At 70.3% G+C, this 12,176-nt stretch carries 14 protein-coding genes; 6 read left to right on the top strand and 8 right to left on the bottom strand.

The window, feature by feature from the left end:
* Positions 1–13: 13 nt before the first annotated feature.
* From EZ313_RS13060 to EZ313_RS13050, 3 genes are read left to right on the top strand one after another with little or no spacing between them, the layout of a single operon-like run.
* Positions 14–322, top strand: coding sequence for a DUF2818 family protein (locus EZ313_RS13060; RefSeq protein WP_135263732.1), 309 nt, complete (start codon positions 14–16; stop codon positions 320–322).
* Positions 315–893 carry an NUDIX domain-containing protein gene (locus EZ313_RS13055; protein ID WP_135263731.1) on the top strand — a complete coding sequence of 193 codons (579 nt, stop codon included), beginning with the start codon at positions 315–317 and terminating at the stop codon, positions 891–893. The genes EZ313_RS13060 and EZ313_RS13055 overlap by 8 nt, the downstream gene beginning before the upstream one ends.
* 7 nt (positions 894–900) lie before the next feature.
* Complete coding sequence (locus EZ313_RS13050; RefSeq protein WP_135263730.1) at positions 901–1,341, top strand: DUF1178 family protein; 441 nt, start codon at positions 901–903, stop codon at positions 1,339–1,341.
* A gap of 96 nt (positions 1,342–1,437) precedes the next feature.
* Here EZ313_RS13050 and EZ313_RS13045 read toward each other — a convergent pair whose 3' ends face one another.
* From EZ313_RS13045 to EZ313_RS13035, 3 genes are all read right to left on the bottom strand, one after another.
* Positions 1,438–2,709 (bottom strand): NAD(P)/FAD-dependent oxidoreductase, encoded by a 1,272-nt coding sequence (locus EZ313_RS13045; RefSeq protein WP_135263729.1) that lies wholly within the window; start codon positions 2,707–2,709, stop codon positions 1,438–1,440.
* Positions 2,710–2,719: 10 nt separating this feature from the next.
* Entirely contained in the window at positions 2,720–3,034 is a 315-nt protein-coding gene (locus EZ313_RS13040) for a c-type cytochrome (protein WP_135263728.1), read from the bottom strand.
* Positions 3,035–3,109: 75 nt separating this feature from the next.
* On the bottom strand, positions 3,110–4,885 hold the full coding sequence (locus EZ313_RS13035) for an ABC transporter transmembrane domain-containing protein (RefSeq protein WP_135263727.1): 1,776 nt from the start codon (positions 4,883–4,885) through the stop codon (positions 3,110–3,112).
* Between the two features lie 123 nt (positions 4,886–5,008).
* On the opposite strand from EZ313_RS13035, the gene EZ313_RS13030 reads away from it, so the two are divergent.
* Entirely contained in the window at positions 5,009–5,560 is a 552-nt protein-coding gene (locus EZ313_RS13030) for a hypothetical protein (RefSeq protein ID WP_135263726.1), read from the top strand.
* Positions 5,561–5,573: 13 nt separating this feature from the next.
* On the opposite strand, the gene EZ313_RS13025 is transcribed toward EZ313_RS13030, so the two are convergent.
* From EZ313_RS13025 to EZ313_RS13015, 3 genes are all read right to left on the bottom strand, one after another.
* The gene (locus tag EZ313_RS13025; RefSeq protein WP_135263725.1) at positions 5,574–6,623 is read right to left on the bottom strand and encodes a lipocalin-like domain-containing protein; all 1,050 of its coding nucleotides are present in this window, start codon (positions 6,621–6,623) and stop codon (positions 5,574–5,576) included.
* Positions 6,623–9,145, bottom strand: a complete 2,523-nt coding sequence (locus EZ313_RS13020; RefSeq protein WP_135263724.1) for an FtsX-like permease family protein — start codon at positions 9,143–9,145, stop codon at positions 6,623–6,625. The genes EZ313_RS13025 and EZ313_RS13020 overlap by 1 nt, the downstream gene beginning before the upstream one ends.
* A 110-nt stretch (positions 9,146–9,255) precedes the next feature.
* Positions 9,256–9,741, bottom strand: a complete 486-nt coding sequence (locus EZ313_RS13015) for a hemerythrin domain-containing protein (protein ID WP_135263723.1) — start codon at positions 9,739–9,741, stop codon at positions 9,256–9,258.
* 239 nt (positions 9,742–9,980) lie between these two features.
* Between EZ313_RS13015 and EZ313_RS13010 the strand changes: the two genes are divergently transcribed.
* Both EZ313_RS13010 and EZ313_RS13005 read left to right on the top strand, forming a co-directional pair.
* A complete protein-coding gene (locus EZ313_RS13010) occupies positions 9,981–10,217 on the top strand; it encodes a ribbon-helix-helix protein, CopG family (protein WP_420849312.1) in 237 nt (78 codons plus the stop codon).
* A gap of 143 nt (positions 10,218–10,360) precedes the next feature.
* Positions 10,361–10,552: a CopG family transcriptional regulator gene (locus EZ313_RS13005; protein WP_135263722.1), complete on the top strand. Its 192-nt coding sequence runs from the start codon at positions 10,361–10,363 to the stop codon at positions 10,550–10,552.
* A 30-nt stretch (positions 10,553–10,582) separates the two neighbouring features.
* Here EZ313_RS13005 and EZ313_RS13000 read toward each other — a convergent pair whose 3' ends face one another.
* Both EZ313_RS13000 and miaA read right to left on the bottom strand, forming a co-directional pair.
* Complete coding sequence (locus tag EZ313_RS13000) at positions 10,583–11,248, bottom strand: ABC transporter ATP-binding protein (RefSeq protein WP_420849311.1); 666 nt, start codon at positions 11,246–11,248, stop codon at positions 10,583–10,585.
* The gene (gene miaA, locus EZ313_RS12995) at positions 11,245–12,174 is read right to left on the bottom strand and encodes a tRNA (adenosine(37)-N6)-dimethylallyltransferase MiaA (protein WP_135263720.1); all 930 of its coding nucleotides are present in this window, start codon (positions 12,172–12,174) and stop codon (positions 11,245–11,247) included. Before miaA ends, EZ313_RS13000 begins: the two co-directional genes overlap by 4 nt.
* Between the last annotated feature and the right edge of the window lie 2 nt (positions 12,175–12,176).

Below are 12,176 nucleotides of genomic sequence, written 5' to 3'. Positions count from 1 at the left end.
AGCCCCGCCCCGCGTGTCGCAGACGGCCTCCATCTGGCTGGTGATCGCCGCCGCCTTCGTCGCCGCCAACCTGCCTTTCCTGCTGGACCGCCGCCTGCTGGCGGTGTGGCCCCTGAAGACGCCCAAGGGCATCGGCGTCCGGCTGGCGGAGCTCGTGGCCTGGTACTTCATCGTCGGCGGGCTCGGCCTGCTGCTGGAGCAGCGCATGGGCCAGGTCGCGCCGCAGCGCTGGGAGTTCTACGCCATCACCGGCGCGCTGTTCCTCACCTTCGCCTTTCCCGGCTTCGTCTGGCGCTACCTGAGGAAACACCGCCGTGGCTGAGCGAGACGACAAGCACCTGCGCGAACGGACGGTCTCGACCGAGCCGCTCTTCGAGGGAAGTTTCATCCGCGCGGTGCGCGACCACGTCGAACTGCCGGACGGCAGCCGGACGACGCGCGAGTACATCGTCCATTCGGGCGCCGTGATGGTGGTGCCGCTGCTGGACGACGGCCGCCTGGTGCTGGAGCGCCAGTACCGCCATCCCCTCGGGCGGGTGCTGATCGAGTTCCCGGCCGGCAAGCTGGACCCGGGCGAGGACCGCCTCGAATGCGCGCGGCGCGAGCTGCAGGAGGAGACCGGCTACTCCGCGCGCGAATGGGCGCACGCGTGCGAGCTGCATCCGGTGATCTCGTACTCCACCGAATTCATCGACATCTGGTTTGCGCGCGGCCTCACGCTGGGCGAGCGCCGGCTCGACGAGGGCGAGTTCCTCGACGTCATCCTCGCCACGCCGCAAGAACTGCAGGAGTGGTGCCGCACCGGCGAGGTCACGGACGCCAAGACGCTCATCGGCATGCTGTGGCTGCAGAACGTCCTGTCCGGCTCATGGACATTGGACTGGCGCTCATAATTCAGCCATGAAGGTCCTGAACCTGCAGTGCACCCACCACCACGCCTTCGAAGGCTGGTTCGGCTCGGAAGACGACTTCCGGGACCAGCTGGAGCGCGGCCTGGTCGAGTGCCCGATCTGCGGCGACACCTCGGTCGCCAAGCTGCCCAGCGCGCCCCGGCTGAACCTGGGCGCGCAGCCGCAGCCCGCGCCGAAGAACGAAGTCGCGACGGTGCCCGAGGCGGCCCTGCAGGCGGCCTGGCTGAAGATGGTTCGCCACGTGATGGCGAACACCGAGGACGTCGGCGAGCGTTTCGCCGAAGAGGCGCGACGGATCCACTACGGCGAGAGCGAGGAGCGAGGCATCCGCGGGCAGGCCTCTCGCGAGGAAACCGAGGCGCTGCTCGAAGAAGGCATTGGCGTGCTGCCGTTGCCGATTCCGAAGGCGCTGAAGGGGCCGGTTCAATAACCATCGTCCCCGCGCAGGCGGGGACCCAGAGCTTCCGCCTTCCTGCAGCTGTCAGGAGGAAAGCACTGGATTCCCGCCTTCGCGGGAATGACGGGTCTACGCCACCGCGTCGGCCCAGATGTTCCGGGCCCAATTCCACGCATACACGCCCTCGAGCTCCGTCGGGCCGGGCGACAGCCCGCCCGAGCCCTGCACCACGCGCCACGTCTTCTCCGCCGGCGCGTACTCGTGCACGCTGGCCACGTGCATCACTCGCTTGTCGTCGACGAAGCTGTAGCAGGTGTTCGTGAGCATCGGCGCGGCCGGCACTTCCCAGCCCATCAATCGCGCCACGATCGCGGCGGCCGCCACCTTGGCGTGGTTGTTGGCCATGTGCGCGCTCTTGGGCATGCCCGAGGCGGCCAGGATGGAGTCCCCGACCACGTGCACGTCCTTGGCCGCGGTCGATTCGAACGTCAGGTAGTCGACGCCACACCAGCGGTTGGACGCCTGGTTGGCCAGGCCCGACTGCACGGCGATGACTCCGGCGCGCATGGGCGGCAGCACGTTCATCACGTCGGCCCGAACGTCGTCCTGCAGGTCGAACCTGATGCGGCGGTTGGGCACGTCCACGCCCAGCGCCTTGTAGCTGGGGCGGTATTCGATGATGCCGGGGTACTGCTCGGCCCAGACCTTCTTGAAGAGCGCGCCCTTGGAGGTCACGTCCGGGTTGGCGTCGAGCACCAGCACCTTGCTTTTCGGCTTCGCGTTCCTGAAATAGAAGGCGACCTGGCAGGCACGCTCGTACGGCCCGGGCGGGCAGCGGTAGGGCTGCTCGGGAATCGCCAGCGCATAGACGCCGCCATCGGGCATCGCTTCGAGCTGCCGGCGAAGGGCGACGGTCTCCGGCCCGGCCTTCCAGGCCTGGAGCACCGCGCCGGAAGCCTGCGCGGCGGGCAGACCTTCGATGCGGTCGAGCTGCAGATCGACGCCGGGTGAGACCACCAGCTTGTCCCAGCGGATCTGCCGGCCGCCGGCCAACGTGAGGGTCTTGCCGGCGGTGTCGATGGCGCGCACCGTGTCCTGCACCAGCGTCACGCCGTGGCGGCCGGCCAGCCCCGAGATCGGCGTGCTGATCTGCTGCATCGTCGCGCTGCCGCCGAGCACCAGGTTGGACATCGGGCAGGAGATCAAGGCGGCCTGCGGTTCGATAAGCGTGACATCGACCTTGTGCCCAGAGAACAGGCGCACGTACTTCGCGGCCGTGGCGCCACCGTAGCCGCCGCCGACGACGGCCACGCGCGGGCGCGAGCCGCCCACGCCCGCGCAGCCGGCCAGGGCCGCGGCGCCCGCGGCGCCGGAGAACTTCAGGAGGGTGCGACGGCGCATTCGGGTCTCCTTAGCGCGATTGGCGCGAGAAGTAGGTGGCGATCTGTTCCAGCTGGGCGTCGCTGTAGCCCTTGGTGAGCTGGTGCATGATGGTCGCGGGCCGCTCGCCGGAGCGGAAGGCGCGCAGTTGCTGCAGCATCGCTTCCTTGTTCATCCCGGCCAGCGAGGGCAGGGACGAGCCCACCACCTTGCCCTGCGTGCCGTGGCAGTTGGCGCAGGTGGCGGCCAGGCCTGCGGCCTGAAGGGTCTGCGCATCCTGGGCGTGGACGGGCAAAGCGGATGCCGCTATCGCGATGGCGGCGGCGGCGAGCCTGGGCAGGTGCATGGAATGGCTCCGGTGCGGGATGGCGCGGCTGACTATAGGTGGCGCCCCGGCCGTGCGCAACCGCGCGGGACCTCTTCAATCGAGGAACTGCAAGGCCGCGAGCCGCGCGTAGAGGCCGCCTGCGGCAACCAGCGTCTCATGCCGCCCCTGCTCGACGATCCGGCCGTGGTCCATCACGACGATGCGATCGGCCTGCTGCACGGTCGAAAGCCGGTGCGCGATGACGAGGGTGGTGCGGTCCCGCATCGCCGAAGCGAGCGCGGCCTGCACCATGCGCTCGCTCTGCGCGTCGAGCGCGCTGGTGGCCTCGTCCAGCAGCAGCAGCGGCGGGTTCTTGAGCATCGCCCGCGCGATCGCGATGCGCTGGCGCTGTCCGCCCGACAGGCGCACGCCGCGCTCGCCGAGGAAGCTGGCGTAGCCCTCGGGCAGGGCCTGGATGAAGTCATGCGCGAAAGCCGCCCGCGCGGCCGCGACCACCTCTTCGTCGCTCGCGGCCGGCCGGCCGTAGCGGATGTTCTCCATCGCGCTCGCGGAGAACACCACCGGGTCCTGAGACACCAGGCCGATGCGCCCGCGCAGGTCGTGCAATCCGAGATCGCGGATCGGCACGCCGTCGATGTCGACGCGGCCGCGCGCCGGGTCGTAGAAGCGAAGCAGCAGCGAGAACACGGTGCTCTTGCCAGCGCCGCTCGGGCCCACCAGGGCCACGGTCTCGCCCGGTTTCACTTCGAGCTCGAAATCCTGCAGGGCCGCTGTGGCCGGGCGCGAGGGATAGTGGAAGGTCACGCCGCGGAACGCGACGCAGCTGCCGCCGACCGCGGGCCGCGCGGCCACCGGCTTGTCGGGCGAGGCCACCGGCGAACGGGCGGCCAGCAGTTCCATCAGGCGCTCGGTCGCGCCGGCCGCGCGCAGCAGGTCGCCGTACACCTCGCCCAGCACGGCGACCGCGCCGGCGAAGATGATCACGTACAGCGCCGCTTGACCGAGCTGGCCGGCGCTCAGTTGTCCCGCCATGACGGCCTGCGCGCCGCGGTACAGGCCCCACAGCAGGATCGCGGCGTTCGCGATGATGACGAAGGCGACCAGCACCGCGCGCGCCCGCGTGCGGCGCACGCCGGTGTGGAAAGCGTGGTCCGTGGCCTGCGCGAAGCGCCGCGACTCGCGCGGTTCGCCCGTGTAGCTCTGGACCACGGGAATGGCATTGAGCACCTCCGCCGCGATCGCGCTGGAGTCGGCCACCCGGTCCTGGCTCGCGCGCGACAGGCGCCGCACGCGCCGGCCGAAAACCATGGCGGGGAGCACGACTCCCACCACGGCCGCGAGCACCAGCGACATCACGTAGGGATGGGTGAAGACGAGCATGGCCAGCGCGCCCACGCCCATCACGGCGTTGCGCAGCCCCAGCGAGAACTGCGAGCCGACCACGGTCTGCACCAGCGTGGTGTCGGTCGTCAGCCGCGAAAGCACTTCGCCGGTCTGCGTCGTCTCGAAGAACTCGGGGCTCTGCGAGATCACGTGCGAATAGACGGCGCTGCGCAGGTCGGCGGTGACGCGCTCGCCGATCCAGCTGACCATGTAGAAGCGCGCCGCCGAGAACAGGCCCAGGGCGACGGCCACCGCGAACAGGCCGAGGAAATGTTCGCGCAGCGCCAGCACGCGCCGCCCTTGCTCGTCGGCCGCGAGGCCCTGGTCGATCAGCCCGCGCAGCGCGATCGGGAACACCAGCGTCGCGCCGGCGGCGAGCACCAGGAAGAGCACCGCCAGGGCGATGCGCCCACGGTACGGCCGCACGAACGGCAGCAGTCCGGAGAGCGAACGGGGCGAGGCGGCGGGGGCGGGCGGCGGAGCCATGGGCCGCAAGTGTAGGAAGCCGGCGGCTGTGCCGGGCCGTAAACGCGCAAGCAGCTCTTTACAAAATTGACGTCATGCGGATGCATGTGCGTGGAACACTGTCCTGCATCAGGGGAGATTGCAATGTCGCCGATCTTCACGCCGGTGCTGGGATGGGTGGCCGCTGCCGGAACGGCCTTCGGCCTGGCCGTGGCCTCGCCGCACGAGAACTGGGTGCTCGGCAAGGTGCCCAGCATCGTGGCCGAGCGGCTGGACCGCACGACGCTGCAACTGCCGCAGGAACTGCCCTCGGCGCGCACGCTGGCGCTGGTCGTCTTCCAGGGCCACCAGAAGGAAGAGGCCCGCAGCTGGATCGAGGGGCTGCAGCTGCATCGCGACAGCTCCATCTCCTGGCTCAAGCTGCCGGTCCTCAACGACCCGGGCGACGAGACCGAACGCCGCGGCATCCTGCAGCGCCTGCTCGACCGCCACCAGGACAAGGACGACCGCGCGCGCATGGTGCCGCTGTTCACCAACCGCGACGCGTTCGTGCGCGCCACGGGTTTGTCCAGCGCCGACCATGCTTCCGTGCTGGTGCTCGACCGCCAAGGCAATGTGCTGGCGCGCGCGGAGGGCCGGTTCGATCCCTACAAGGCGCAGGCCCTGCGCGAGACGCTGCTGGCGCGCAACGACTGACGTCGCGCGCCGGCTACAGCTTGAGCCGCTGCGAGTAGCCGGTCATCTCCAGGTAGCCGCGCCCGACGCGTCGGCCGTTGCTGTCGAGAAGGTCCGACAAACCTTCCCAGTACACGGCGCCGGTCGACTGCCGGCTGTCCAGCTCCTGCGCATCGACCACGGCCCGCACAGTGTAGAAGTCTGCGGGCGTCTGCACGATCCACTCCACGGGGTAGGTGGCGCCCGAGAGCGGGCTGCTCCAGCGGCGCTGCGCGCTGAAGCGGTTCTCGCCGCGCGAGGCGATGTAGGTGTAGCCGTTGGCCGCGCGGAACGATCCGCCGTCCCACAGCGGCGAGCCGTCCTTGCGCCGCAGCTGGAAAGCGCTGAGGGCGCTGCCGTCGTCCAGGTTCATGCCGATCCAGTCCCAGCCCACGGCATCGGGGTGCATCAGCGCCTCGCTCCACTCGTGGTCCAGCCACGCCTTGCCACGCACGTCGAAGGCGCGGCCCTGCAGTCGGATCGTTCCCGCGGCCCCGAGCTGCGGCACGCTGTAGTAGTAGCTCGCCTGCTCCGGTTCGGGCCCCTTGCGCGAAAGGCCCTGCGCGCCTTGCAGCAGCAGCGGTTGCGTCGGCGAGAAGCGCAGGTCGATCGTGAACTCGCCCGCCGCGAGTTTCGCCTCGTAGCCGCCGTCGGAACGGCGCTGCAGGTACCAGTCGCGCAGGTGCACGCGCGTGTCGCCGGGTTCGGCGACGGCGACACCGAAGCCTTCGCGCGCGATGCGCTGGTCGTGCCAGAGGCGCCGGCCCTGCACGTCGGTGACGGCGGCATGGGCGAAGATCAGCTGCCTGGCGGCGAACTTCGATGCCATGTCCTGCGCGGCATCGACACGCGAGCGGAAGAAGGTGAGCTGGAAGCCGAACGCACGCCCGCCGCTGTCGGCCGCGCCGGTGATGTACCACCACTCGGTGCGCAGGTCGGGATGCGCGCCGTGGTCGCGCGGGAACTGCAGCGTTCGCGCGGGCAGGGCGCGGGCCCCGGGCCAGGCCAGCATCGGCAGCGACGTGAGCAGGGCGCGGCGGCGCATCACCAGTCCTCCTTCACCGCAAGCACAGCGTCGCGTCCCGCGGCAGCCCGGCCGGAGAGCCACGCGGTCAGCGTGCCCGCCGCGACCACGGCGAGCGCCAGAGCCAGCAGCCGCAGCCAAGGCACGAGCAGGTCCATGGTCCAGTGGAAGCTTTGGGGGTTGACCACGTGCACCAGCACCACGGCCACTGCGAGACCGAGCACCACGCCGGCGAGCGCGCCGACCAGCGTCCAGGCCGCGCCTTCGCCCGCCACCACCGCGAGGATCTGGCGTCGCGTGAGCCCCAGATGCGCGAGCAGGCCGAACTCCTTGCGGCGAGCCAGCACCTGCGCGCTGAAGCTCGCGGCGACGCCGAACAGGCCGATGCCGATCGCGACCGCTTGCAGCCAGTAGGTGACGGCGAAGCTGCGATCGAAGATGCGCAGCGAGGTGGCGCGCAGCTCCGCGGCCGACGCGAACTCCAGCAGCGCACCGGCGGGGCCGGCCTGCTCGCGCAAACGCGCCTGCACCGCCGAGGGGTCCGCTCCCGGCGAAAGCCAGAGCTGCAGGTCGTTCACGCGCCGGTCGCCGGTCAGCCGCTGGTAGTCGGCCTGCCGCAGCATCACCGCGCCGCTCTGGCGCACGTAGTCGCGCCACACGCCGGCGACGAAGAAGCGGCTGTCGCCACTTGTTTGCAATCCGAGCGCCGCATCCAGCAGCGCAAGACCGGCGCCCAGCCGCGCCCCGTGCAGGTCGACCAGCGCTTCGCTGACGTACACCGGCACGCGGCCTTCCGGCACCGGCACCGGCGAACCCACCATCGGCAGCTCGCGCGCCGCGTCGTTCAGCGGCCGCGCGAGCAGTGCGACCGCGGGCCGCCGCGGATCGGGCAGGAGCGAGCGGACACGCTGGGTGGCCACCCGTTCGACGCCGGGCATGCGCGCCGCGGAGGCCACCAGCGCTTCGTCGATGAACGCGGTGTCGGCGCTCGACGAGCTGAAGCCGGTGCGAATGTAGAGGTCGGCTGGCAGCACCACGTCCAGCCAGCGTGTCACCGAGTCGCGGAAGCTCGCCACCATGACGGTGAGCGCCACCGCCAGGCTGAGCGCCGCGACGACGCCGCTGACGGCGACGGCCGCCGTCTCGCGCACGCGCCGGGCGCGCTCCACGGCCAGCAGGGGCAGCACGCGATGCGCCAAGCGCGGCGCGAGCTGGTCGTACGCCGCGCCCACGATGGGCGGCAGCGAAGCGATGCCGCCCACCAGGAGCAGGCCGACCGAAAGGTAGGCCGCGAGGGGGAGGTCGAACACCGGCGGCAGCAGCGCCATCGCACCGGCCGCGAGCAGCAGTGCAGGGCCGAGCCATTTCAGCCGCCGCGTCGCGGCGCCCGCGCGCAGGCCCTTGAGCGATTGCGCGAGAGGCAACCGTTGCGCGTCGCGCGCCGGGAACCAGCCGCCGGCCATCGCGGCGACGACGCCGAGCAGGCCGTAGCCCAGCGCGGCGGGCGCGCTCCATTGCAGGCGCGGAGCTACGCCCTCGAAATAGCCGCCGCCGAGGTCGCCGCCGAGCAAACGCAGCGAAAGGGCCGCCAGCGCGGTGCCCAGTGCCACGCCCGCCAGCGCACCGACCGCGCCGAGCGCAGCCGATTCGAGCAGGACCAACCTTTGCCGCTGGTTGGCCTCGAGCCCCAGCACACCGAGCAGCGCGAACTGCTGCGAGCGCCGCGCGACGCTCAGGGCCAGCACCGAGAACACGAGGAAGGCGCCGGTGAACAGAGCGACCAGCGCCAGCACCATGAGATTCACGCGGTAGGCGCGCGAGAGATTGCTCACCCGCTGCGTGGCATCGCCCGGCTCGGCCGCGACCACGTCGGCGGGCAGCGCCAGCGCCGCGACGAAGGCCGATCGATCGGCGCCGGGCCGCAGCTTGACGTCGATGCGGGAGAGCTCCCCGCGGCGGCCGAACAGCTCCTGCGCCGCGGCGATGTCCATCACTGCGAGCGGCGCGCCGCCTGCGCTGACCGTGCCGCCCACCTTCGCTTCGCGCAACTGGAGGCCCGCTTGCAATCGCAGCGGACCATCGCCGAGCTGTTCGCGCGCGGCGGGATTCAGGAACACCGTGGCCGGGGCGAACACTGCGAGCCGCTCGCCGTCCGCGGAGGTTACGGGCGTCAGCGCGGGCGCGAGCGCGCCGGTGACCAGCGCATCGAGGCCGACGACGCGCAAGGGCACGCGCCGGTTCTGTGGGGTGATCGCGTTGGTCGCCAGCTCCAGCACCGGGCTGGCCAGTTCGACCTGCGGGTGCGTGGCGACGCGCGCAAAGAGCGCTTCATCGAAGCCGCCACGCGTCGCGCGCAGTTCCAGGTCCGGCTGGCCGTTGACCGCGCGCACCGCGGCCGAGAACTCGCTCAGTGCCGAAGCGTTGATCAGGTGGACGGCCAACGCGAGCGCCACGCCCAGCATGACCGCGCCGACCGCGCACAGGCTGCGCCACGGGTGATGGCGCAGGTCCTGCCAGGAGAACGTGCGCAGCAGGGCGAGCATGAAGAGGATTGTGCCGACGCCGCTGCGCGCAGGCACGGCACCGCCGCGCCGGCTTAGCGGCGAGCGGTGCTATCGAGACATTGCGGTGCCGCGGGAGCGGCGGGCTCGCGTCAGGCGGTGGCGCCCATCTCCGACATGAGCTCTTCCTTGCGCGCTTCGAGCTCCTCGCGCATGCCGACCAGGTCGAGCTTGCGGGCGGCCCGGGCCTTCGGGAAGATTTCGTTGCGCTCTTCCTTGACGTGGTGGTCGATGTACTCGCCCAGCACCTTGACCTTGGCCTCGAACTTCTCGTCGGGCTCCATCGCTTCCTGGATCTGGGCGATCAGGTCCTTGGCGCTCTGGTGCTCGACCTCGGCCTCGTCGAGCAGGTCCGTGTCCTTGATGGCGTTGCGCAGGGCGGGATAGAAGATCTCCTCCTCGATCTGCGCGTGCACGGTCAGCTCCTGGCAGATCTGCCGCCCGAGCTCCATCTTCTTCTGCGCGGCATTGCGCGCGCGCGATTCGGTGAGCTCTTCGAATTCCTTGAACAGTTTCTTGACGGCCCGGTGATCGGCATCGAGCAGGTCGCAGGCGTCTTTGGCGCGCGTACTGGGCATGGGGAGCTCCTTGTTTGAGGATGCCCAATCTTGAAAGCCACTGAAGGGCCAGCATGTAGGAAAAGGTCGCGTCACCGTGCCGCACTTCGGCAGCAATCGCTTTCCTGTGTTCTGGGGTGGCGGTGCGCAGGGCCTACATACGGTTCAGCGCGGGGGACCGCGCGGATGCGAAACGCGCCTGCCTGGACGGTCGGCGTGGGCCTGCCTCGGCGGCGCGCGTACAGGTGCATAGTATTATCATGTCATTCACCTACCACTCCGAGATGGAAGACAAGCCGGCCCGCTTCACCATCCTCATCGACGCCGACAAGAAGAAGGCCTTCGACGACCTGTGCGCGGCACAGGACGTCACGGCGTCGCAGATGATCCGGCAGTTGATCCGTGAGTACCTGGACAAGCACGGCGTCGACTACACCCCGGGTCCGCTCAGGACCAAGAAGCAACGCAAGAAGAACGGCGCCGCGGCGCAGCCTTGAGGGCCGTTCCCATCCGCGGCGCGCACGCGGATCGTTGCCTTAATCACCCGTAGCAGTCACTTCAAATTGATTCCGCGGTCTCGCGGAGAGCCCGCGCGGGGCTCCGGCGTGGATTACAATCCGGTTAACATCCGCGCCCTCCCATGGAGAACAAGACCGCAAGGCTCACCGTCCTGATCGACCCGGCCAAGAAGTCGGCTTTCGAGAAACTCTGCTACTCGCAGGACATGACTCCCTCGCAAGTGATGCGACGCCTGATCCGCGAGTTCATGGATCACAACGCGCCGTCGCCATCCCCCGCACGCAAGCAGCCGGCGCGCAAGCGACGCAGCTGACGCGCGCCTTCGCGCAAGACCGGATGCCGGTCAGGCAGGCCGGATGCCTTCAGCCGTGAGGCGAAGCACCCGGTCGGCGCGCACGGCCGCGGCTTGCGAGTGGGTCACCAGCACCAGCGACGCGCGTTCCGAGCGGGTGCGCTCGATCAGCACGTCCAGCACCTGTTCGGCCGTCGAAGGATCGAGGTTGCCGGTCGGCTCGTCGGCCAGCAGCAGCGGAGGCGAATGCACCAGTGCACGCGCGATCGCCACGCGCTGCAGCTGCCCGCCGCTGAGTTGTTGCGGCAGCCGAGGCCCCAGTCCCGCGAGCCCGACCGCTTCCAGCATGGCCTCGACCCGTTGCGCGTGCGGCCGCCCGAGCAATAGCAGCGGAAGTCCGACGTTCTGCGCGACGTCGAGATGCGGCAGGACATGAAACGCCTGGAACACGAAGCCCACCTGGCTGCGACGCAGCAGCGCGCGCCGCGTGTCGTCCAGCGTCGAAAGGTCCTGGCCGGCGAGCGTGATGCGTCCCTCGTCCCAGTCGTCCAGGCCCGCCAGGCAGTTGAGCAGAGTGGATTTGCCCACGCCCGATTCGCCGACGATGGCCACGAACTCGCCGCGCTCCACCTGCAGCGAAACGCCGCGGAAGACGTGCACGTCGCCGTAGTGCTTTGCCAGCCCTTCGACCGAGACCAGCGGCGCCCCGGCGCTCACCGCAGAACCTCCAGCGCTGCTGCCAGCACCTGTTCTCGCGCATCGGGAGCATCGCATTCGATCACCCGCCGCTCCATGCCGCGCAGCCAGGTCAGCTGCCGCTTGGCGAGCTGGCGCGTGGCGAAGATGCCGCGGTCTCTCAGTTCGGCATCGGGCCAGCCTTCGTCGAGCGCCTGCCAGGCCTGCCGGTAGCCGACGCTGCGCATGCTGGGCAGGCCCGGATGCAGGTCGCCGCGCGCGCGAAGACGCCTGACCTCGTCGACGAAGCCTGCGGCCAGCATGGCATCGAAGCGGCCGGCGATCCGCTGGTGCAACCAGGCCCGCTCGCGCGGCTCCAGCGAGAGCAGGGCGGCCGGTCGCAGGCCGCGGCTGCTTTCGCCGCGCTGGAATTCGCTGAGCGGCCGGCCGGTGCTGCGGAAGACTTCGAGCGCGCGCTGGATGCGCTGGCTGTCGTTGGGCGAAAGACGCGCGGCCGTCTTGCCATCGACCTGCGCCAGCTCAGCATGCAACGCCGGCCAGCCGCGTTGGGTGGCTTCGGCTTCGATCTCGCGGCGCAGGTCGGGGTCGGCCGGCGGCATGGCGTCGAGCCCCTCGAACAGCGCCTTGAAATACAGCATGGTGCCGCCCACCAGCAGCGCGACGCGGCCGCGCGCGTTGATCTCCCCGACGAGGCGCTGCGCATCGGCGGCGAAATCGGCAGCGCTGTACGCCTGCGCGGGATCTCGGATGTCGATCAGGTGGTGCGCGACGGCGGCGCGTTCGGCAGCGGTCGGCTTGGCCGTGCCGATGTCCATCCCGCGGTAGACCAGGGCCGAGTCGACGCTGACGATTTCGCAGGGAATGGTTTGGGCGATGTGCAGCGCCGAAGCCGTCTTGCCCGAGGCGGTGGGGCCGGCGAGGGCCAGCAGGCGAGCGGCGTTCGGCATCG

The sequence above is a fragment of the Ramlibacter henchirensis genome (assembly GCF_004682015.1).
Classification (GTDB): Bacteria; Pseudomonadota; Gammaproteobacteria; order Burkholderiales; family Burkholderiaceae_C; genus Ramlibacter; species Ramlibacter henchirensis.
Note: the sequence above shows the minus strand (reverse complement) of the source record. Positions and strands in the feature narration are given on the sequence as shown.